This is a genomic window from Micromonospora sp. L5 (assembly GCF_000177655.2).
Classification (GTDB): domain Bacteria; phylum Actinomycetota; class Actinomycetes; order Mycobacteriales; family Micromonosporaceae; genus Micromonospora; species Micromonospora aurantiaca.
In genome coordinates this window covers 703,380-722,645 of the sequence record NC_014815.1, presented here as the reverse complement: position 1 = coordinate 722,645, position 19,266 = coordinate 703,380, and the positions used below count along the sequence as shown (strand labels likewise).

Here is a 19,266-nt window from a genome sequence, read left to right as displayed (position 1 = left end):
CTCAGACCTCCGGGCGGACGCCCCAGGCGCCCCGCCAGGTCTGCCCCGGCTCCAGCATGATCAGGTCCTTCCCGGAGCGGAACGCGTCGGGCGGGCACGTCATCGGCTCCACCGCCACGGACCGGCGGTGCCGTTCCCCGCCGAGCGTGTCGCCGGTGAACACCTGCCACCAGCCGAACTCGCGGTCCGCCCAGATCCGCAGCCCGGACGAGCCGTCCGGCGCGCTCAGCACCACCGCCGAGCCGCCGTCGGCGTCCCGCTCGACGTCACCGAACGCGGTGTCGAGCACCAGGTCGCCGATCGGGCGCGGGCTGGTGAAGTCGAACTCGGAGCCGGTCACCTCGGCGGCGGCGACCGGCAGCAGGCGGCTGTCCACCAGCACCCGCCGCCGGGCCGGTACGTGCAACCGCAACTCGTCCACGCCGACCTTCGGCAGTTGCAGGTAGGGGTGCACGGAGAAGCCGAACGGCGCGGGCTCGTCGGAGACGTTCGTCGCCTCGTGCTCGGCCCGCAGGCCGTCCGGGCCGACGCTCCACCGGGCCCGCAGCCGCAGTGCCCACGGGTAGCCGGGGCTCGGCGGCAGGTCGTAGCCGACGGTCACGCTGTCCGCGGACTGCTCGATCGGCTGCCACCGCACCCAGTTCACCAGGCCGTGCAGGGCGTTGTGCCGCTCCGGTTCGGTGAGGTCGAGCTGAAACGACCGTTCCCCGACCGTGTAGACGCCGTCCCGGACGCGGTTCGGCCACGGCGCCAGCACCTGCCCGGCCGAGCCGGGGCAGACCTCGTCCTCGGCGTACCCGTCGAGGTGGTCCACGCCGTCGTAGCGGTAGGCCCGCAGGCCGCCGCCCACCTCGACCACGACGGCCTCGTGGCCGTCGGCCGCGATGGTCCACTGTGTACCGGACGGAGGCTGCACGTCGATCCCCATGTCGGCGACCCTACCGTCAGTGCCGGTCCTCGGCGGGAGTGGTCGAGCGATAGCGCAGCAGCGCCGGGAACGCCACCACCAGCAGCACCGCGAGTACGGCGGCGGCCAGGCCGCCACCGACCATGGCGAAGCCGGTGCCGAAACCGGCGGCCATCGCACCGGCCCGCAGGTCGCCCAGACGCGGGCCACCGGCCACCACGACCGTGTTCACGCCCTGGAGGCGGCCACGCATCCGGTCCGGCGCGTAGACCAGCAGCATCGACTGGCGCAGCGTGGCGCTGACCAGGTCGGCGGCGCCGGCGACGCCCAGCAGCACCACCGCCACCCACAGCTGCCCGGCCAGCCCGGCGAGCGCGATGGCCACGCCCCAGCCGACCACCGCCACTGTGAGCGCGAGGCCCTGCCGTCGTACCCGGCCGATCCACCCCGAGGTCAGGCCGCCCAGCATCGCGCCGATGGCGATGGAGCTGTAGAGCCAGCCCACCGCCGAGGCACCGCCGAAGCGTTCCTGCGCCAGCTCCGGGAACAGCGCCCGCGGCATGGCCAGGATCATCGCGATCAGGTCGATGGCGAAGGAGAGCAGCAGCACCCGCGTGGTCGCCAGGTAGCGGAAGCCGTCGACGATGCTGGCGAACCCGGCCTTGCGGACACCGCCGTCCGGATCCGGCGCGGGCGGCATCGCGGGCAGCCGCAGCGTGGCCCAGAGCGACGCGGTGAACAGCAGCGCGTCCGCCGCGTACGCGATGGGCAGCGCCACCCCGACCTGCCACGCGGCGAAGATCAGGCCGGCGGCGAGCGGGCCGAAGACGGCGGCGGCGGTGAACGTGGTGAAGTTCAGCGTGGTGGCCGCAGGGACCAGCTCCGCGGGCACCAGCCGGGGCAGGATCGCGCTGCGGGCCGGCGAGGTGATCGCGAAGGCGGTCGACTGGAGGCCGACGAGCAGCAGGAGCAGCAGCGGGCTGCGCGCACCGGCCAGCGACTGCACCAGAAGCCCGAGCGTCGAGACCCAGAGCACGCAGCCGCCGACGAGCAGCACACGGCGGCGGTCCCGGGCGTCGGCGACCGCGCCGCCCCACAGCCCGAAGATCAGCAGCGGTACGAAGCCCGCGATGCCGAGCAGACCGACCCAGAGCGAGCCGCCGGTCAGGTCGAACATCTCCACCGGCACCGCCACGGCGGTGAACTGGAACCCGAACATGGCGATCGCGTTGCCGGTCCAGACCCGCCGGTACGCGGGCACGCGCAGCGGACGCAGGTCGATCGCCCAGCGGCGCGCGCCCCGCCGCCGGGCCTGCGTGACGTCGGTCACGGCGCGAGCCGCTCGACGACGAAGAACCCGTCCCCGGTACGCCGGAAGCGCAGCCGGTCGTGCAGCCGGCTGGCCCGGCCCTGCCAGAACTCGACAGTCTCCGGACGGACCCGGAACCCGCCCCAGTACGGCGGCGCGGGGATCGGGTCCACGTCGGCGAACCGCTCGGCCGCCGCCCGGTACGCCGCGTCGAGCGCGGTCCGGTCCGGCACCACCGTCGACTGGGCGCTGGCCCACGCCCCGAGCTGCGAGCCGCGCGGCCGAGTCGCGAAGTACGCCTCGGTCTCGGCCCGGTCCACCTGCTCGACCCGGCCGGTCACGATCACCTGCCGCTGCATCGGGAACCAGGGGAACACCAGGCTGGCCCACGGGTTCCCGATCACCTCGGCGCCCTTGCGCGAGCCGTGGTTGGTGTAGAAGACGAAGCCCTCCGGGCCGTATCCCTTGAGCAGCACGGTGCGCCCGCTGGGCCGGCCCCGGTCGTCGGCCGTGCCGAGCACCATCGCGTTCGGCTCGGGCAGCTGATGGGCCACCGCGTCGGCGAACCAGCGGGCGAACTGGGTGTGCCAGTCCGGCGCCAGGTCCGTCTCGGTCAGGCCCAGATCGGCCGCGTACTCGTTACGCATGCCGGCCGGGGCGGGTGTGTCGCCTGTCACTGTGGTAGTCCCTCTCCCGGGCGTGCCGGCGTCCCCCGACGCTGGCCAGGCCCCGGTACCCAGTCTTCTCCTCCCCGAACGGGCGTCCACCGGCGGGGATGTCGCGTGGCGCACAGTGGCTGTGGGTCGCGCAGCGCGTTACCCACCGGGCAAGATGTCACGAACCACATCCCTGAAGGGTCGCCTGAGCTGCGGGGCTCGATCAGCCCGCCCGGGCGCGCCGAGCCGAAGCCAGGAGACGACATGTCCGATTTCAAACCGGGCCTGGAGGGCGTCGTAGCCTTCGAGACCGAGATCGCCGAACCCGACCGCGCGGGGGGATCACTGCGCTACCGGGGCGTGGACATCGAGGACCTGATCGGCCAGGTCTCGTTCGGCAACGTCTGGGCACTGCTGGTGGACGGCCGGTTCGGCCCGGGCCTGCCGCCGGCCGAGCCGTTCCCGGTGCCGGTTCACTCCGGTGACATCCGCGTCGACGTGCAGTCCGCGGTCGCCATGCTGGCCCCGTACTGGGGGCTCAACCAGCTTCTCGACATCTCCGACGAGCAGGCCCGCGAGGACCTGGCCCGGGTGTCGGTCACCGCGCTGTCATTCGTCGCCCAGTCGGCGCGCGGCCTGGGCCTGCCGGCCGTGCCGCAGAAGGAGATCGACAAGGCGGAGACCATCGTCGAGCGGTTCATGAAGCGCTGGCGCGGTGAGCCCGACCCGCGGCACGTCAAGGCCGTCGACGCGTACTTCATCTCGGCCGCCGAGCACGGCCTGAACGCCTCCACCTTCACCGCCCGGATCGTCGCCTCCACCGGCGCGGACGCCGCGGCCTGCATCTCCTCCGGCATCGGCGCGCTCTCCGGCCCGCTGCACGGCGGCGCCCCATCCCGGGTGCTCAGCATGCTGGAGGCGGTCGAGCGCAGTGGCGACGCCGACGGGTACGTCAAGGGCGTCCTGGACCGGGGCGAGCGCCTGATGGGCTTCGGCCACCGGGTCTACCGGGCCGAGGACCCGCGCGCCCGTGTGCTGCGGCGTACCGCCAAGGAGCTGGGCGCGCCCCGCTTCGAGGTCGCCGAGGCGCTGGAGAAGGCCGCGCTGGCCGAGCTGCAGGCCCGCCGCCCGGACCGCGTCCTCGCCACCAACGTCGAGTTCTGGTCCGCGGTGGTGCTGGACTTCGCCGAGGTGCCGGCGCACATGTTCACCTCGATGTTCACCTGCGCCCGGATGGGCGGCTGGTCGGCGCACATCCTGGAGCAGAAGAAGCTCCAGCGGCTGGTCCGGCCGTCGGCCACGTACGTCGGCCACGGCCCGCGCAAGCCGCAGCAGGTCGAGGGCTGGGACGCCATCCCGCACGGCGTCTGACGTGTAAGGAAGGGGCCCCGCTTAACGCCTCCGGTAGAGGCGGGGCCCCTTCTTAACGCCCGGCTCCGTGCCCACGAGGCGCTGCGCCGCTGTGGCGCACGACTCAGCGCCGACAGTGGGACCAGCCGCCGGTCCGGGCCGCCCGGGTGGGAGGATGAAGGCCGGCAGCGCTGCCGGCCGGGTTCGGACCCCGGCCGCCTCGTGCGCCCGGCGCACGCCCGGCCATCGGTCCGCGCCCGCACCAAGGGCCCGTCCCGCCCACGCGGAAGGATCAAGACAACCGTGGCTGACGCACCGACCATCCGGATTCCCGACGAGATCAGGCCCGCCGACGGACGATTCGGCTGCGGCCCGTCCAAGGTCCGTCCGGCCGCGGTCTCCGCCCTCTCCGACGTCGCCACCAGCTACCTGGGCACGTCGCACCGGCAGAAGACGGTCCGCGACCAGGTGTCCCGGCTGCGCCGCGGCCTGGCCGAGTTCTTCTCCCTGCCCGAGGGGTACGAGGTGGTGCTCGGCAACGGCGGCACCACCGCGTTCTGGGAGGTCGCCACGTTCGGCCTGATCCGCGACCGGGCCCAGTTCGCCAGCTTCGGCGAGTTCGGCGCCAAGTTCGCCAAGTCGGTCAAGGACGCGCCGTTCCTCGGTGAGCCGACCGTGCGCAAGTCCGACGCGGGCAGCGCCCCGTCGCTCGTGGCCGAGGCCGGCGTGGACGTCTACGCCACCCCGCACAACGAGACCTCCACCGGCGTCGCGGTGCCGATCAGCCGGGTCGCGGGCGCCGACGAGGGCTCGCTGCTGCTGGTCGACGCCACCTCCGGCGCGGGCGGGCTGGACGTTGATGTCGCCCAGACCGACGTCTACTACTTCGCGCCGCAGAAGTGCTTCGGCTCCGACGGCGGGCTCTGGCTGGCCCTGATGTCGCCGGCCGCGCTGGCCCGGGCCACCGAGGTCAAGGAGTCCGGCCGGTACATCCCGGCCTTCCTCGACCTGGTCACCGCGATCGACAACTCGCGGCTGGAGCAGACGTACAACACCCCGGCGCTGGCGACCATCTTCCTGGCCGCGGAGCAGACCGACTGGATGAACTCCCAGGGCGGGCTGGCCTGGGCGGCCAAGCGCACCGCCGAGAGCGCCGGCATCGTGTACGGCTGGGCCGAGCGCTCGTCGTTCGCCACGCCGTTCGTGTCGGACCCGGCGCTGCGGTCCAACGTGGTCGCCACCATCGACTTCGCCGACGAGGTGGACGCCACGGCGATCGCCAAGGCGCTGCGCGCCAACGGCATCGTCGACACCGAGCCGTACCGCAAGCTGGGCCGCAACCAGCTGCGGGTGGCGCTGTTCCCGGCCGTCGAGCCGGCCGACGTCGAGGCGCTCACCGCGTCCATCGACTACGTGGTGGAGCGACTCTGATCACGTCGTGACGGTGCGTGGCCGTCGGGGCCCCGGCGGCCACCCACCGTGATCGTTACCGCAGCTCAGTCACGACATGCCGGGGTGTCGCAGTCCCCATCGGCGGGTAGATGAGCGTACGGTGGTGCGAGACGCCCGGGTGGCCGGCTCCCGTGGCGTGACGGCCAGCGAAGCGGGACGGAGGCAAGCCCATGCGCCCAGTACGCTTCGTCGCCCTCTCCGAGGACGGCCAGGCCCTGGTGCTCGCCGACGAGGTGGGGCGCCTGCTGGCGCTGCCCATCGACGAGCGGATCGCGTCGGCGCTGCACGCCGAGCCGGGCGCCCCGCCGCTCGCTGTGGTGCCGAGCGCCACCGACCCGACGCCGTCGCTGTCCCCACGCGACATCCAGGCCCGGATCCGGTCCGGCGAGTCCGCGGAGGACGTCGCCCGCATCGCCGGCGTACCAGTCGACCGGGTGCTGCGTTACGCCGGTCCGGTGCTCCAGGAGCGGGCCATGCTCGCCCAGCACGCCCGCCGCACCCGGCTCAAGGGCGCGGAGAAGCCGACCCCGCTGGCCGAGGTCGTCAACGGCCGGCTGGCCCAGCACGGCATCGACACCGAGAAGATCTCGTGGGACGCCTACCGCCGCGACGACGGCACCTGGCGGATCATCGCGACCTGGCCGTCCGGCAAGGCCACCGCTCAGGCGGTGTGGGATCTGGACAAGACCCGGCAGAACGTCGCCCCGCACGACGACATGGCGCAGTACCTGTGCGCCGAGCGGCCCACGCCGATCCTCGGCCAGGAGCCGGCGCCGGAGCGGGGCGGTCACGCGCTGCCCGGCCCGTCGCGCGGCGAGCCGAGCCGGGGTGGGCACGGCCTGCCGGCTGCCTCCGAGCACGCCCGTCCGGGGCGTGACCCGATCCGCGCCGGCCGGGACGCGTTGCTCGCCTCGCTGGACCGGCCGCTCGGCGGCACGTCCGGGCGTGGTCTCGACACCCGCTCCCCGGCCGCGCTGGCCGGGCAGGAGGCGCCCCGCCAGCGGGCCGTCGCCGGTGGTGCCGCCGCGCTGCTCGGTGGTGGGCAGGGTTCGGCCTTCGACGACGACTCGGACGCGCCCAAGGAGATCCCGGCCGTACCCTCGCTCGCCGTGCTGCGGCCCCGCCGCACCGGCCCCGCGGCGGCGACCGGCGGTGCGGCAGCCGAGTCCACGGATGCCGGTGGCAAGCCGCGCAAGCGGTTGCCGAGCTGGGACGACGTGCTGTTCGGCACCGGCCCGGCGGCCCGCGAATCATCCTGATCCACCGCTCCACCCTGGCTCGTTGAGAGGGCACTCTAAGTGCCGGCGTGCCAGGGTGGAGTCATGGAGTACACGAACCTGGGACGCACCGGTCTGTCCGTGAGCCGACTCTGCCTCGGCACGATGAACTTCGGTCCGCAGACCGACGAGCCGGACAGTTTCGCCATCATGGACCGGGCGCTCGAACACGGGATCAACTTCTTCGACACCGCGAACGTCTACGGCTGGAAGCTCGGTGAGGGCGTCACCGAGCAGATCGTCGGCCGCTGGTTCGCGCAGGGCGGCGGGCGCCGCGACAAGGTCGTCCTCGCCACCAAGGTGTACGGCAAGATGGGCGAGTGGCCCAACGAGCAGGGCCTGAGCGCCCGGCACATCATCCGGGCCTGCGAGGACTCGCTGCGCCGGCTCCAGACCGACACGATCGACCTCTACCAGATGCACCACATCTCCCGGACCACGCCGTGGGAGGAGATCTGGCAGGCGATGGAGACGCTCGTCGCCCAGGGCAAGGTGCTCTACGTCGGATCGTCCAACTTCGCCGGCTGGCACATCGCGCAGGCGCAGGCCGCGGCCGGCAAGCGCAACTTCCTCGGGCTCGTCTCCGAGCAGTGCATCTACAACCTGCTGACCCGGTACGTCGAACTGGAGGTCGTCCCGGCCGCGCAGCACTACGGGCTGGGCATCATCCCCTGGTCGCCGCTGCACGGCGGGCTGCTCTCCGGCATCATCCGCAAGATGGCCGAGGGCAGCGCGGCGCGCGGCACCACCGGCCGCTCGGCCGACGCGCTGGCCGAGCACCGGAACACCATCGAGGCGTACGAGAAGCTCTGCGCCGACCTGGGCCACGACCCGGCGGATGTGGCGCTGGCGTGGCTGCTGTCCCGGCCGGGCGTGACCGCCCCGATCGTCGGCCCGCGCACCATGGACCAGCTCGACCGCAACCTCGGTGCCCTAGACGTCCAGCTGGACGAGTCGACGCTGACCCGCCTCGACGAGCTGTTCCCGCCGGTCGGCAACGGCGGTCCCGGCCCCGAGGCCTGGGCCTGGTAGGTGTAAGGAAGGGCCCCTTCTTAACGCCTCCGGTAGAGGAGGGGCCCCTTCTTAACGCCCCGCCCGAATCAAGCCCCCGCCGCCAGCGCCCACGCGGCGACGGGGGTGTAGCGCGGCGTACGGCCCAGGTGGCTGCGGATCAGGAGCACCTCGCCGGCCGTCCACTGCGGCCCGGCGTAGTCGTGCAGCGTGTGCACGTCCGAGCGGACGTCGGCCTCGGGCACCCGGTCGCCGGGGCGGGCGATGGTCAGATGCGCCCGGAACGGCTTGTCGTCGCAGGGCAGCCCGGCCTCACGCAGCCCCTCGCGAATCGACAGGGCGAGCGCGTCGAGCACCTCGACCTCGCCGCGCACGTCGACCCAGAGCACAGTGGACCGGCCCTCACCGAAGCGGCCGCCACCGGCCAGGCACAGCCGCGGGGAACGAGCCGTCCGGGCGGCCGAGGCGAGCGCGTGCTTCACATCGGGCAGCCGGTCGTCCGGCACCTCGCCGAGGAAGGCGAGCGTGAGGTGCAGGTTCGCCGGGTCGGCGAGGCGGGCGTGGCGGGCGGCCGCGACCCGCAGGCCCTTCATCCGGGCGGTCAGGTCCGCGACGACCACGGCAGGTGGGTAGATCGCCGCGAAGAGACGCACCCGGTCAGCGGTGCCGCTGGTGGTGCGCGGCGCGCGCGGCCGGCAGGGTCAGCCCGGCGGCGTGCAGCAGCCCTTCGACGCGTACCCGTTCGATCTCCCGGTCGACGCCGTCCAGCTCGGCCAGGTGTTCGGCGATGCCGAGCGCGTGGCAGGCGGCGCGCAGCCGTTCGTCGTACGCCTCGATGACCGCGCCGTGCCACACCACGCTGCGGTCGGCGGCGGCGAGCCGGTGGCCGCCGAGCCGGCGCAGGTCGGTGGCGAGTTGTTCCAGCGGGCGGCGGCCGTCCTTGTCGAACTCGGTGAGGTCGATGTCGCGGGTCAGCGCCTCGGCCTCGATGGCCCGGTCGAGCCGCGCGATGGTACGGCGTTCCCGGCGCTGCTCCCGCCACTCGGCCCATCCGCAGGCGACCCGATCGATGATCTCGTCGGCGCAGAACAGCAGCGCGAACAGGGCAGGCAGGCAGCAGACGGCGAGGATCGCCAGCGCCAGCAGCAGTCCCTGCCCCACTTCCACACATCGACGCTAAGCCCTGCCGCACCGGCCCGCCACCCGTTTGGGTAATCGGGCCGGTACGACCGGCTATCAGGGCTACTTGGCGCCGGGCGAAACCACGTAGAAGCGAGGCATCGGCAGCACCCGCATCCGCAGCCGGGCGCCGGAGCGGCGCAGCTGCCAGGTGAGCGCCAGCAGCGCGGCGGTCAGCGAGATCAGGCCACCGGCCCAGATGCTCGCGCCCGCGCCGTACGTCTCGGCGACCCAGCCGATCAGCGGCGCGCCGACCGGGTTGGTGCCCAGGAACACCAGCACCCACAGCGCCATCACCCGTCCCCGGAAAGACGCGTCGACACCGAGCTGTACGCGCTGGTTGGCGGCCTGGGCAAAGTAGATCATGAAGAACCCGGCGGGCAGCAGCAGCGTCACGACCATCCAGTACGCCGGGGCGAGCCCGACGAGCGTGCCGAAGATCGCGCAGCCGATCGCGGCGCCGAGCACGAGCCAGACCGAGGGCCGGCTGCGCCGTCCGGTGCCGGCCAGCGCCCCGACCAGCGCGCCGGCCGCGAGGGCGGTGCTGAACAGGCCGAACGAGGCGGCGCCGGTGTTGAACACGGTCTTCGCGAGCGCGGCGAGGGTGAGCTGGAAGTTGAACAGGCTCATCCCGATCACCGACATGAGGACCATCGGCAGCAGGATGTCCGGGCGGCGTGCCACGTACCGGAGGCCGTCGACCACCCGGGCCTGGTCCCGCTCGCCGACCGGCGGCAGGTCCTTGCGGTGCAGCTCGTCGGTACGCATCCGGACCACGTTGACCAGCGGGGCGATCGAGCTGAGCGCGGTGACCAGGAAGACCGGGCCGACGTCGACGACGGCGATGGCCAGGCCGGCGACGGCCGGGCCGACGATCCGGGCGGAGTTGAACACTGCTGCGTTGAGCGAGAGCGCGTTCGGCAGCAGCGGCATGCCGACCAGCTCGGAGACGAAGGCCTGGCGGACCGGTGTCTCGACCGCGTTGGCGACGCCGAGCAGGGCGGCGAACGTGAAGACGTGCCAGAGCTGCACCAGGCCGGTGAGGACCAGGATGCTCATGGCGAGCGACAGCACGGTCCAGAAGGCGTTGGCGACGAAGAGCAGCATCCGCTTGTCGTAGCGGTCGGCGAGCCGGCCGGACAGCAGCGTGAGCAGGAGTACGGGGGTGAACTGCAACGCGGTGACCACGCCGAGCGCGGTCGCGGAGTTGTCGCTGAGCTCGAGGACGAGCCAGTCCTGGGCGATGAACATCATCCAGACGCCGATCAGTTTGATCAGCTGTCCGGTGGCGAAGAGTCGATAGTTGCGGACTCGTAGGGACTGGAACATCGTGCTCAGCTTGGCCTGCACTCTAGGTGCGCCTCCTCGCATCGGTACGCTTCATCCACAGCTGACGAAGCGAACCGCGGGCGGCGGTGTCAGGCGCGAGCGATGCCCTGGAGGATGTCCGCTGCTCGCCGTAGCGTCTCGCGTTCGTCCTCGGTCAGCGCGGCCAGCCGGGTGGCCAGCCACTCGTTGCGGGCCCGCTCGAACTGGTCGAGTACGGCCCTTCCCCCTTCGGTCGCCGCCAGGATGACCTGCCGTCCGTCGGTCGGATGGGGGGTGCGCTGCACGAGGCCGCGCTCCTCCAACTTCGCGACGATCTTCGTCATCGTGGGCGGCTGCACCCGTTCGACATCAGCCAGTTCCCGTGGCGTGAGGGCGCCCGCCAGGTTGAGGCTGGTGAGCGCCGACAGCTGGGTGACCGTGAGGTCGCCGACCGGCCGGGCTTGTCGGACCCGCCGGTTGAGCCGGGTGATCGCATCTCGCAGCTGAGGAGCCAGCTGCGCCGGTGGCACGCGTTTCGCCGTCACCGTCCGCTCCGTCACACTAGTTAGCCTAACTAATGAGCCTGGCTAACGACATGCGTTATGACCAGGCTCACCAGCGTCAGAGCAACACGGACTCGACCGGCCCGCGCAGGAAGTACACGATGAACAGCACGGCGACCCCGTACAGGAGCGGGTGGACCTCCCGGGCCTTACCCTTGGCCACCTTCAGCAGCACGAAGCTGATCACGCCGGCCCCGATGCCGTTCGAGATCGAATAGGTGAACGGCATCAGCGCGATGGTGAGGAACGCCGGGACGGCGATCTCGTAGTCGGTCCAGTCGATCGTGCGGACCGCCGTCATCATCAGGAAGCCGACCACCACAAGCGCCGTCGACGCGGCCTCGAACGGCACGATCAGCGACAGCGGCGCGAGGAACATAGCGAGCAGGAACAACGCGCCGGTGACCAGGTTGGCCACGCCGGTCCGGGCACCCTCCGCGACGCCTGCGGCGCTCTCGATGTACGACGTGTTGCTGGACACCGAGGCCGCGCCACCCGCGGCGGCGGCGATCGAGTCGACCAGCAGGATCTCCTTGGCCTTCGGCGGGGTGCCCGTCTCGTCGAGCATGTCCCCTTCCTGGCCGATCGCGACCATCGTGCCCATGGTGTCGAAGAAGTCCGTGATCAGCAGCGTGAAGATGAACATCAGCGGCACCAGCCAGCCGACCCGGCTCCACGAGTTCAGCACGTTGAACTGGCCCAGCAGCGACAGGTCGGGCAGGTCCACGATCTGTTTGGGCAGCTCGGGCACGTTCAGCGCCCAGCCCTTCGGGTTCGGCTTGCCGTCGACGAAGGACGGGCCGACGTCGGCGATCGCCTCGACCACGATGGCCAGCACGGTGGAGGCCAGGATGCCGATCAGGATCGCGCCGCGGACCCGGCGTACCACCAGGACCAGCGTGATCAGCAGGCCGACCACGAAGACGAGCATCGGCCAGCTGACGATCTTGCCGTTGATGCCCAGCCCGACCGGCACCGTGGAGTTCGCGGCGTCCGGCACGCGCCTGACGAAACCGGCGTCGACCAGGCCGATGATGGTCAGGAACAGACCGATGCCGACGCCGATCGCGGTCTTGAGCTGCGTGGGCACCGAGCGGAACACCGCGGTACGCAGTCCGGTGAGCACCAGGATGCCGATCAGCACACCCTCGATGACCACCAGGCCCATCGCGTCCGCCCAGGTCATCTGGGGCGCGATCTCATAGGCGACGAGCGCGTTCACGCCCAGGCCGGCCGCGAGCGCGATCGGGAACCGGGCCACCACGCCCATCAGGATGGTCATCAGGCCGGCGACCAGCGCGGTCGCCGCGGCGAGCGCCGGGATGGCCAGCGAACGGCCGTCGCCGTCCTTACCGCTGCCCAGGATCAGCGGGTTCAACACCACGATGTACGCCATCGTGAAGAACGTGGCGAAGCCGCCTCGCAACTCCCGGCTCAGCGTCGACCCGCGCGCCGAGATCAGGAAGAAGCGGTCGAAGGCGTTTCGTGGATGCGCGGGATCGGGCGGTGTGCCGTGATCCGGCGGCGGGGCAATGGACATGGTTCCTCATCTGGTCATCGGCCGGGTTTTGTCGCGCGCATCGTCCCAGATCACCTGGCAGGCAGGGAAGAACGATCACGTAGGCTGGGCCGGTGTCACAGGAGCAACAGCCGCGGCCGGAGCCGCTCGACCCGCCGATGGTGCCGTTCGCCGTCGCCGGGCTGATCGCCTGGGCGGTGGCCGGCCTGGTGCTGCTGATCTTCTTCCGGGACTGGCTCACCGAATCCGGGCGTCAGAACTGGCTCTGGACCTGTCTGGCCGGTTTCCTGTGGGGCTTTCCCGGCTTGGCGGTGATGATGCGGCACGACGCCAACCGGCGTCGCCGACGCGCTGCCGACGCGCAGCGAGCGCGCTGACCCGTCAGGGGTGGCCGTACGGCTCCGCCGGTTCGGCCGCCTCCACCGAGCCCGGGGCCCGGCTGACGGTCATGGCCTCGACCGCGCTGTCGTCGTAGACGGTGGGCAGCTCGTCCACGGACGTCTCGGCCGCTTCGATCATCGTCTCCGAGTGCGCGCCGCAACCGTGGTCGGCGCTCACCACCCGACCGTCGTCAGGGGCGTAGAAGTTGCCGCAGGCGCCGAACGCCAGGCGCAGCGAACCGGCGAGCGGCAGGTAGAAACCGCAGGTGCCGCAGCGTGCGGCGGCCGGCGCGGCGGCCGAGATGGCGGCGTCCGGGCCGTGGTCCCCGTCGTACCACCGCTGGGCGGCCTCGGCGCGGCCCTCCCGGGACAGCACCCGGGCCCGGCCCAGGCCCAGCTCCCAGGCGGTCTCCTCCACTGCGGGGTCGTCGGAGAGCAGGTAGCCGGGGGCGAGCCGCTCGTCGTCGGCCGGGGTGGGCAGCAGGTCGCCCGGACCCAGGTCGCCCGGCTTGAGCCGCTCCTGCCAGGGCAGCCAGCCCGGAGCGAGAAGCGCGTCCGGGCCGGGCAGCAGCACCGTCTCGCAGATGGTGACGTGCCGGCTGCGCGGCACCCGGGTCACAGTGACGGCCCAGCGCCAGCCGCGGTAACCGGCCATCCGGCATTCGAAGTAGTGGGTGACGACCCGGTCGCCCTCGGCGACCGCCTGGAGATGATCGCCGATGTCGGTGGGCTCCACCTCGGTGATCGCGTCGCGGGCCACCTCGACGGCGGCGGCGCAGACCTGGTCGAGCCGGGGAGCGCGGGCGGAGGCGGGCCTGGTCACCTGACCATTGTTCCCCATGCCCGTCCACGGGCGACAGGCACTCCCCGGAGTCATTCTCTCCGGGTGATGCGGCACACGCGGAGCGGATGGGCGAGGATGGGACGCATGGCGCTGTCCTCCCGCTCCGGCCGCTCCTTTCTCGGGCGGACCGTCGGCACCGGCATCCGCGCCACCCGGCTGCTGCTGCGGGGCTCGCTGCACGGCGGACGCTGGATGACCCGGCGTGCCGGCACGGCCCGGGCCCGCAGCGCCGGCAACGAGGTGGGCATGGTCCGCCTGTTCGACCTGCACGCGCTCTCCTGCGCCGGTGACACGCTCATCGCGATCGGCCTGGCCGGGACGATCTTCTTCGACGTGCCGCTGGGCGAGGCGCGCAACAAGGTGGCCCTCTACCTGCTGGTGACCATGGTCCCGTTCGCCATGCTCGCCCCGGTGGTCGGCCCGCTGCTCGACCACTTCCGCCACGGCCGGCGGTACGCGCTGGCCACCACCATGCTGGGCCGGGCCTTCCTGGCCTGGTTGATCTCCGACTACATCGGCGGCTTCGGGCTCTACCCGGCGGCGTTCGGCGTGCTCGCGCTCTCCCGGGCGTACGGGGTTGCCCGCTCGGCGGCGGTCCCCCGGCTGCTCCCGGAAGGGCTGGGGCTGTCCCAGGTCGGGGCGCGCGCGAGCGTCTACGGCACTGTGGCCGGCGCGCTCGTCGCACCGATCGGCCTGGCCGCGTTCTGGTTCGGGCCGCAGTGGCCGCTGCGGGTCGCCTCGGTGATCTTCCTGATCGGCATGGTGATCTCGCTCCGGCTGCCGCCGAAGGCCGACTCCGAGCCGCCGGAGCGGATGCCGCACCCGCTGCGCGCGCTGCGCCGCCGCGACGGCGAGCGCCCGCTGGGCCGGGGTCGCCCCAGTGGCCGGCTGGTGATCGCCACGCTGATCGGCGCGGCGGCGCTACGCGGGCTCTACGGCTTCCTGCTGCTGTTCCTGGCCTTCGCGATCAAGGCCGGTGACCTGACCACCGACTTCTTCGGCCGCGACCTCGGCGCCCAGGGCGCGCTGGGCCTGGTCGGCGGCGCGCTGGCGGTCGGCACGTTCCTGGCCACCGCGCTCGGCACCCGTCTGCGCATCCACCGGCCGACAGCGCTCCAGTCCAGCGGCACGATCGTGGTGGCCGGTGTGGCCGTGCTCGCCGCGCTGAAGTTCTCGCTGCCGATGGTGGCGCTGCTGTGCCTGGTCGCGGCGATGATGAGCGGGATCGCCAAGCTGGCGGTGGACGCCTCGATCCAGGAACGCATCCCGGAGCGGCTGCGCGCCAGCTCGTTCGCGCACTCGGAGACCGCGCTGATGCTCGCGTTCGTGGCCGGGGGCGGGCTCGGGCTGGTGCCGTTCACCGGCCTGATCGGGGTGACCGTCGCCGCCGCGGTGGCCGCGCTGGTGGCCGTACGCGGCGTGCTCGTCGCCGGCAAGCTGCGCGGTGAGCACCTGGCCGGCCGGCCGCTCGGCGACGAGGAACTGGCGGCGGAGCAGGCGACCCGCGCCGAGAAACCGGCCACCACCTCGTTCGACGACCCGGCGCCCACGTCACCGGCGCCCCAGCGCTCCGGCCCACCGCCGGACGACGACGGGCTGGCCCCGCCCGGCTTCCACATCTACCGGCCGTCCTCCTCGGTGGGCGGGCCGGGCGGCGTCGAGGACACCGAGCGGCGCGACCCCCGGGGGCCGGTGGCGTGACCGGTCTGCTGGTGGTCACGGCCGTGCCGGCCGAGGCCGAGGCGATCCGTGCCGGCCTCACCGCACCGGCAGCGCCGAACGGGACGGCAGCGCCGGACGGGACTGCACCGCCGGACGCGACTGCACCGCCGGACGTGACGGTGCTGCCGGTCGGGGTCGGTCCGGCCGTCGCCGGGGCCGCCACGGCACGGCTGCTGGCGCTGGCCGAGGCGGCCGGGCGGCCGTACCGGGCGGTGGTCAGCGCCGGCATCGCCGGAGGGTTCGTCGGCCGGGTCGCGGTGGGCGGCACTGTGCTCGCCGACCGCAGCGTCGCCGCCGACCTCGGTGCCGAGTCACCGGCCGGGTTCATCCCGGTCGAGGACCTGGGCATGCCTCCCGAACTGCTGGGCGGCGGCCGGATCGTGCTCGCCGACCCGGGCCTGCTGGCCCGTCTGCGCGCCGCGCTGCCGGGGGCCACCGTCGGCACCGTGCTCACCGTCAGCACGGTGACCGGCACCGCCGCGAGCACGGCGGCCCTCGCCGAACGGCACCCGGACGCGGTGGCCGAGGCGATGGAGGGGTACGGCGTGGCGGTAGCCGCCGCTCAGGCCGGCGTGCCCTTCGCCGAGCTGCGTACGGTCTCCAACCCGATCGGACCGCGCGACCGGAGCGCGTGGCGGATGCGGGAGGCGTTCGCCGCGCTCACCGCCGCGGCGGCCGCCCTTCAGTGATCCATCCACCTGTGGACAACCCTGTGGATAAGTCGCCGGGCTGGGGACGGCGGGCTCAGATCGTGATGACGACCTTGGCGCGCGCGTGCTCGGTTTCGAGGTAGCGGACGGCCTCGGGCACCTCGCGCAGCGGATGCGTCCGGTCGACCACAGGCGTGAGCCGGCCCGCCTCGGCGTGCTCGCGCAGCACGTCGAGGTGGGCCCGGCCGGGTGACGTGGCGAGGACGACGACGCGCTGCCTGATGACCGGCGCGAGGAGCCGTCCGCGCGCCAGCAGCCCGATCGGGCCGAGCAGGCTGCCGCCCCGGTAGACGCCGCCACCGGAGAGCACGAGCGTCCCGTCCGGCGTGAGCGCCCGCCGCAACGCGGTCAGGGAGCGGTTGCCGACCAGGTCGAACACCACGTCGTGGCGGCGCCCGTCGCGGGTGAAGTCGTCGCGGGTGTAGTCGACCACGTGGTCGGCGCCCAGGGAACGGACCAGCGCGACGTTGCGGGTGCGGCACACGCCTGTCACAGTCGCGCCGAGTGCCTTCGCCAACTGGACGGCGAGCGTCCCGACGCCGCCGGAGGCTCCGTTGATCAGGACGCGGTGGCCGGGCCGGACCTGCCCGGCGTCGCGCAGGCCCTGGAGCGCGGTGACCCCCGCCAGCGGCAGTGCTGCCGCCTGCGCCGCCGTCAGGTTCGCCGGCCGCGGCGCGACCAGGTGCTCGGGCACGCACACGTACTCGGCGAACGCGCCGTCGGCCTCGCCGAGGTCGCCGAAGACGGCGTCGCCGGGGCGTACCTGCCGCACCTGGGCGCCGACGGCCTCGACCCGGCCGGCGAAGTCGCGGCCACGGATGCGGGCGCGGGGCCGCGCGAGGCCGAGCGCCAGCCGCGACAGCCGGGGGTCGCCGCGCATGACGTGCCAGTCGTACGCGTTCAGCGCGGCGGCCTCGACCCGGACGAGGACGTCGCCGGGGCCGGGCGCGGGCGTCTCGACGTCGGCGAGCACGAGTGTCTCCGGGGGGCCGTACCGCTCCTGGACGATCGCCTTCATGTCGCCACTCCCTCCCAGGTGTACGGCGTACACCATGATGGGACAAGGCTAGGTGTACGCCGTACACCAGTCAAGACGGTTACTGTGTCAACGGCCTTCGGGAGGACTGGGGACGACATGGCGGAGCAGACGGAGACGGTGCGCCGGACACCCCTGACCAGGGATCGCGTCCTGCGTACCGCAGTCGTGCTCGCCGACCGGACCGGCATCGAGTCGCTGAGCATGCGCAACCTCGCGCAGGATCTGGGCGTCGTGCCGATGGCCCTCTACAAGCACGTCGCCAACAAGGACGAACTGCTCGACGGCATGATCGACATCGTCGTCACGGAGATCGACCCGCCGGCGCCCGGCGACTGGAAGCAGGCGATCCGCCGGCGCATCCTGTCGGCGCGGCAGATGCTGCTCCGCCACCCGTGGGCGTCGCTGGCGATCGAGTCCCGGACCACGCCCACGCCGGCCGTCCTCGCGTACCTCGACTCGACAGTGGGCGCGCTGCGGGCGGGCGGGTTCTCCACCGACCTGGCCCACCACGTCATGCACGCGCTGGGCAGCCGGGTGCTGGGCTTCAGCCAGGAGCTGTTCGACACCTCCCGGCAGGCGGGCCGGTCCGGCGCGACGAGCGCCGACCCGCCGGCGGACCTGCCGCCGGAGGCGGCCGCCCGGTTCCCGCACCTCGCGGCCATCGCCACCGCCGCGTCCCACGACGACGACTCGGTGGTCGGCCCGGGCTGCGACGACCAGTTCGAGTTCGAATTCGCGCTGGACCTGCTGCTCGACGGCATCGAGCGGCTGCACCGGAACGGCTGGACGTCACACCGGACGGGGTGACGGGCCGCCCGGCCGCCGGGGTTACGGTGGGACCGTGGCGCTCTCCCTGGCGATCTCCCCCTGCCCCAACGACACGTTCGTCTTCGACGCCCTGGTGCACGGCCGGGTGCCGGGCGCGCCGGCGGTCGAGGTGACCTACGCGGACGTCGACGTCACGAACACCGCCGCCGAGCGGGGCGCGTTCGACCTGGTGAAGGTCAGCTACGCGGCGCTGCCCTGGCTGCTCGACGACTACCACCTGCTGCCCTGCGGCGGCGCGCTCGGCCGGGGCTGCGGCCCGCTGGTGCTGACCCGTGGCGACCGGACCGACCTGTCCGGCGCGACGGTGGCGGTGCCCGGCGAGCGGACCACCGCGTACCTGCTGTTCCGCCTCTGGGCGGCCGACCAGGCGCCGGCGCGCATCGAGGTGGTGCCGTTCCACGAGATCATGCCGGGCGTGGCCGCCGGCCGGTACGACGCGGGCCTGGTCATCCACGAGGCGCGCTTCACCTACCCGCGGCACGGGCTGACCGCCCTGGTCGACCTGGGCGAGTGGTGGGAGGGCGACACCGGGCTGCCGATCCCGCTCGGCGCGATCCTGGCCCGCCGGGGCGCCGTCGACCCGGTCGAGGCCGCCGCATGGATCCGCGAGTCGGTACGCCAGGCGTGGGCCGACCCGGAGGCCAGCCGCGAGTACGTCCTTGCGCACGCTCAGGAGATGGAGCCCGACGTGGTGGACCGGCACATCGGCCTCTACGTCAACGAGTTCACCGCCGACCTGGGAGAGGCCGGCTTCGCCGCCGTGGAGGCGCTGCTGGGCCGGGCCGCCGACGCCGGGCTCGTCCCTCAGACCTCCAGCTCGCGCGCCACCGCGTGGACCAGCTGAGCGATCTTCTGGGAGGTCTTCCGATCCGGGAAGCGACCCCGGCGCAGGTCCGGCTGGACCTTCGCCTCCAGCACCTTGATCATGTCTTCCACCAGGCCGTGGAGTTCCTCGGCCGGCCGGCGGCGCAGCTCCGCCACGGACGGCGGCGCCTCCAGCAGCTTGACCCCCATCGCCTGGGCGCCCCGCCGGCTGTCGACCACGCTGAAATCGACCCGCTGGCCACCCTTCAGGTCGGCGACACCCGCCGGTAGCGCGCCCTTCGGCAGGAACACGTCGCCACCCTCGTCACTGGTGACGAACCCGTACCCCTTGGCGGCGTCGTACCACTTCACTCGACCCGTCGGCACCTGTTGAACCCCGCTCCACTC

Annotated in this window: 20 protein-coding genes; 9 read left to right on the top strand and 11 right to left on the bottom strand. The window is 72.9% G+C overall.

The window, feature by feature from the left end:
• Window position 1: 1 nt before the first annotated feature.
• Genes ML5_RS03580 through pdxH form a run of 3 tightly spaced genes read right to left on the bottom strand, consistent with a single transcriptional unit; the run spans window position 2 to window position 2,863 of the window.
• On the bottom strand, window positions 2–928 hold the full coding sequence (locus ML5_RS03580; RefSeq protein WP_013473750.1) for an aldose 1-epimerase family protein: 927 nt from the start codon (window positions 926–928) through the stop codon (window positions 2–4).
• Between the two features lie 16 nt (window positions 929–944).
• Window positions 945–2,237: an MFS transporter gene (locus ML5_RS03575; RefSeq protein WP_013473749.1), complete on the bottom strand. Its 1,293-nt coding sequence runs from the start codon at window positions 2,235–2,237 to the stop codon at window positions 945–947.
• Window positions 2,234–2,863 carry a pyridoxamine 5'-phosphate oxidase gene (gene pdxH / locus ML5_RS03570; protein ID WP_047892554.1) on the bottom strand — a complete coding sequence of 210 codons (630 nt, stop codon included), beginning with the start codon at window positions 2,861–2,863 and terminating at the stop codon, window positions 2,234–2,236. Before pdxH ends, ML5_RS03575 begins: the two co-directional genes overlap by 4 nt.
• A 273-nt stretch (window positions 2,864–3,136) precedes the next feature.
• Between pdxH and ML5_RS03565 the strand changes: the two genes are divergently transcribed.
• From ML5_RS03565 to ML5_RS03550, 4 genes are all read left to right on the top strand, one after another.
• Window positions 3,137–4,243, top strand: coding sequence for a citrate synthase 2 (locus tag ML5_RS03565; protein ID WP_013283721.1), 1,107 nt, complete (start codon window positions 3,137–3,139; stop codon window positions 4,241–4,243).
• Window positions 4,244–4,525: 282 nt separating this feature from the next.
• On the top strand, window positions 4,526–5,653 hold the full coding sequence (gene serC / locus ML5_RS03560) for a phosphoserine transaminase (protein ID WP_013283720.1): 1,128 nt from the start codon (window positions 4,526–4,528) through the stop codon (window positions 5,651–5,653).
• Window positions 5,654–5,844: 191 nt separating this feature from the next.
• Entirely contained in the window at window positions 5,845–6,933 is a 1,089-nt protein-coding gene (gene sepH, locus ML5_RS03555) for a septation protein SepH (RefSeq protein ID WP_013283719.1), read from the top strand.
• 63 nt (window positions 6,934–6,996) lie between these two features.
• On the top strand, window positions 6,997–7,983 hold the full coding sequence (locus tag ML5_RS03550; protein WP_013473747.1) for an aldo/keto reductase: 987 nt from the start codon (window positions 6,997–6,999) through the stop codon (window positions 7,981–7,983).
• A gap of 68 nt (window positions 7,984–8,051) precedes the next feature.
• On the opposite strand, the gene thpR is transcribed toward ML5_RS03550, so the two are convergent.
• The 5 genes from thpR to ML5_RS03525 form a co-directional block, all read right to left on the bottom strand.
• Window positions 8,052–8,615 (bottom strand): RNA 2',3'-cyclic phosphodiesterase, encoded by a 564-nt coding sequence (thpR, locus tag ML5_RS03545; protein WP_013473746.1) that lies wholly within the window; start codon window positions 8,613–8,615, stop codon window positions 8,052–8,054.
• Window positions 8,616–8,619: 4 nt separating this feature from the next.
• Entirely contained in the window at window positions 8,620–9,129 is a 510-nt protein-coding gene (locus ML5_RS03540) for a hypothetical protein (protein ID WP_013283716.1), read from the bottom strand.
• A gap of 75 nt (window positions 9,130–9,204) precedes the next feature.
• Window positions 9,205–10,491, bottom strand: a complete 1,287-nt coding sequence (locus tag ML5_RS03535; RefSeq protein ID WP_013283715.1) for an MFS transporter — start codon at window positions 10,489–10,491, stop codon at window positions 9,205–9,207.
• A gap of 68 nt (window positions 10,492–10,559) precedes the next feature.
• Entirely contained in the window at window positions 10,560–11,009 is a 450-nt protein-coding gene (locus ML5_RS03530; RefSeq protein ID WP_030274920.1) for a MarR family winged helix-turn-helix transcriptional regulator, read from the bottom strand.
• Window positions 11,010–11,070: 61 nt separating this feature from the next.
• The gene (locus tag ML5_RS03525) at window positions 11,071–12,552 is read right to left on the bottom strand and encodes an NCS2 family permease (protein WP_013473745.1); all 1,482 of its coding nucleotides are present in this window, start codon (window positions 12,550–12,552) and stop codon (window positions 11,071–11,073) included.
• A gap of 92 nt (window positions 12,553–12,644) precedes the next feature.
• Here ML5_RS03525 and ML5_RS03520 point away from each other — a divergent pair, with 92 nt between their 5' ends.
• Window positions 12,645–12,908 (top strand): DUF2530 domain-containing protein, encoded by a 264-nt coding sequence (locus ML5_RS03520; protein WP_013473744.1) that lies wholly within the window; start codon window positions 12,645–12,647, stop codon window positions 12,906–12,908.
• 4 nt (window positions 12,909–12,912) lie between these two features.
• On the opposite strand, the gene ML5_RS03515 is transcribed toward ML5_RS03520, so the two are convergent.
• Window positions 12,913–13,752 carry a DUF3027 domain-containing protein gene (locus ML5_RS03515; protein ID WP_013283711.1) on the bottom strand — a complete coding sequence of 280 codons (840 nt, stop codon included), beginning with the start codon at window positions 13,750–13,752 and terminating at the stop codon, window positions 12,913–12,915.
• A gap of 87 nt (window positions 13,753–13,839) precedes the next feature.
• Between ML5_RS03515 and ML5_RS03510 the strand changes: the two genes are divergently transcribed.
• Window positions 13,840–15,456, top strand: coding sequence for an MFS transporter (locus ML5_RS03510; RefSeq protein WP_013283710.1), 1,617 nt, complete (start codon window positions 13,840–13,842; stop codon window positions 15,454–15,456).
• A complete protein-coding gene (locus ML5_RS03505; RefSeq protein WP_013473743.1) occupies window positions 15,453–16,166 on the top strand; it encodes a futalosine hydrolase in 714 nt (237 codons plus the stop codon). Before ML5_RS03510 ends, ML5_RS03505 begins: the two co-directional genes overlap by 4 nt.
• A 55-nt stretch (window positions 16,167–16,221) precedes the next feature.
• On the opposite strand, the gene ML5_RS03500 is transcribed toward ML5_RS03505, so the two are convergent.
• Entirely contained in the window at window positions 16,222–17,205 is a 984-nt protein-coding gene (locus ML5_RS03500) for an NAD(P)-dependent alcohol dehydrogenase (protein WP_013473742.1), read from the bottom strand.
• Between the two features lie 117 nt (window positions 17,206–17,322).
• Between ML5_RS03500 and ML5_RS03495 the strand changes: the two genes are divergently transcribed.
• The gene (locus ML5_RS03495; protein ID WP_013473741.1) at window positions 17,323–18,033 is read left to right on the top strand and encodes a TetR/AcrR family transcriptional regulator; all 711 of its coding nucleotides are present in this window, start codon (window positions 17,323–17,325) and stop codon (window positions 18,031–18,033) included.
• Window positions 18,034–18,067: 34 nt separating this feature from the next.
• Window positions 18,068–18,898, top strand: coding sequence for a 1,4-dihydroxy-6-naphthoate synthase (locus tag ML5_RS03490; protein WP_013473740.1), 831 nt, complete (start codon window positions 18,068–18,070; stop codon window positions 18,896–18,898).
• Here the strand turns inward: ML5_RS03490 and ML5_RS03485 are convergent.
• Complete coding sequence (locus ML5_RS03485) at window positions 18,859–19,245, bottom strand: cold-shock protein (RefSeq protein WP_030503574.1); 387 nt, start codon at window positions 19,243–19,245, stop codon at window positions 18,859–18,861. The two genes, ML5_RS03490 and ML5_RS03485, sit on opposite strands and share 40 nt — an antisense overlap.
• Window positions 19,246–19,266: the final 21 nt, after the last annotated feature.

Coding starts and splice junctions, on each gene's coding strand:
- ML5_RS03580 (WP_013473750.1), bottom strand. CDS start 928: ATGGGGATCGACGTGCAGCCTCCGTCCGGTACACAGTGGACCATCGCG.
- pdxH (WP_047892554.1), bottom strand. CDS start 2,863: ATGCGTAACGAGTACGCGGCCGATCTGGGCCTGACCGAGACGGACCTG.
- ML5_RS03565 (WP_013283721.1), top strand. CDS start 3,137: ATGTCCGATTTCAAACCGGGCCTGGAGGGCGTCGTAGCCTTCGAGACC.
- sepH (WP_013283719.1), top strand. CDS start 5,845: ATGCGCCCAGTACGCTTCGTCGCCCTCTCCGAGGACGGCCAGGCCCTG.
- ML5_RS03550 (WP_013473747.1), top strand. CDS start 6,997: ATGGAGTACACGAACCTGGGACGCACCGGTCTGTCCGTGAGCCGACTC.
- ML5_RS03525 (WP_013473745.1), bottom strand. CDS start 12,552: ATGTCCATTGCCCCGCCGCCGGATCACGGCACACCGCCCGATCCCGCG.
- ML5_RS03515 (WP_013283711.1), bottom strand. CDS start 13,752: ATGGGGAACAATGGTCAGGTGACCAGGCCCGCCTCCGCCCGCGCTCCC.
- ML5_RS03510 (WP_013283710.1), top strand. CDS start 13,840: ATGGCGCTGTCCTCCCGCTCCGGCCGCTCCTTTCTCGGGCGGACCGTC.
- ML5_RS03500 (WP_013473742.1), bottom strand. CDS start 17,205: ATGAAGGCGATCGTCCAGGAGCGGTACGGCCCCCCGGAGACACTCGTG.
- ML5_RS03495 (WP_013473741.1), top strand. CDS start 17,323: ATGGCGGAGCAGACGGAGACGGTGCGCCGGACACCCCTGACCAGGGAT.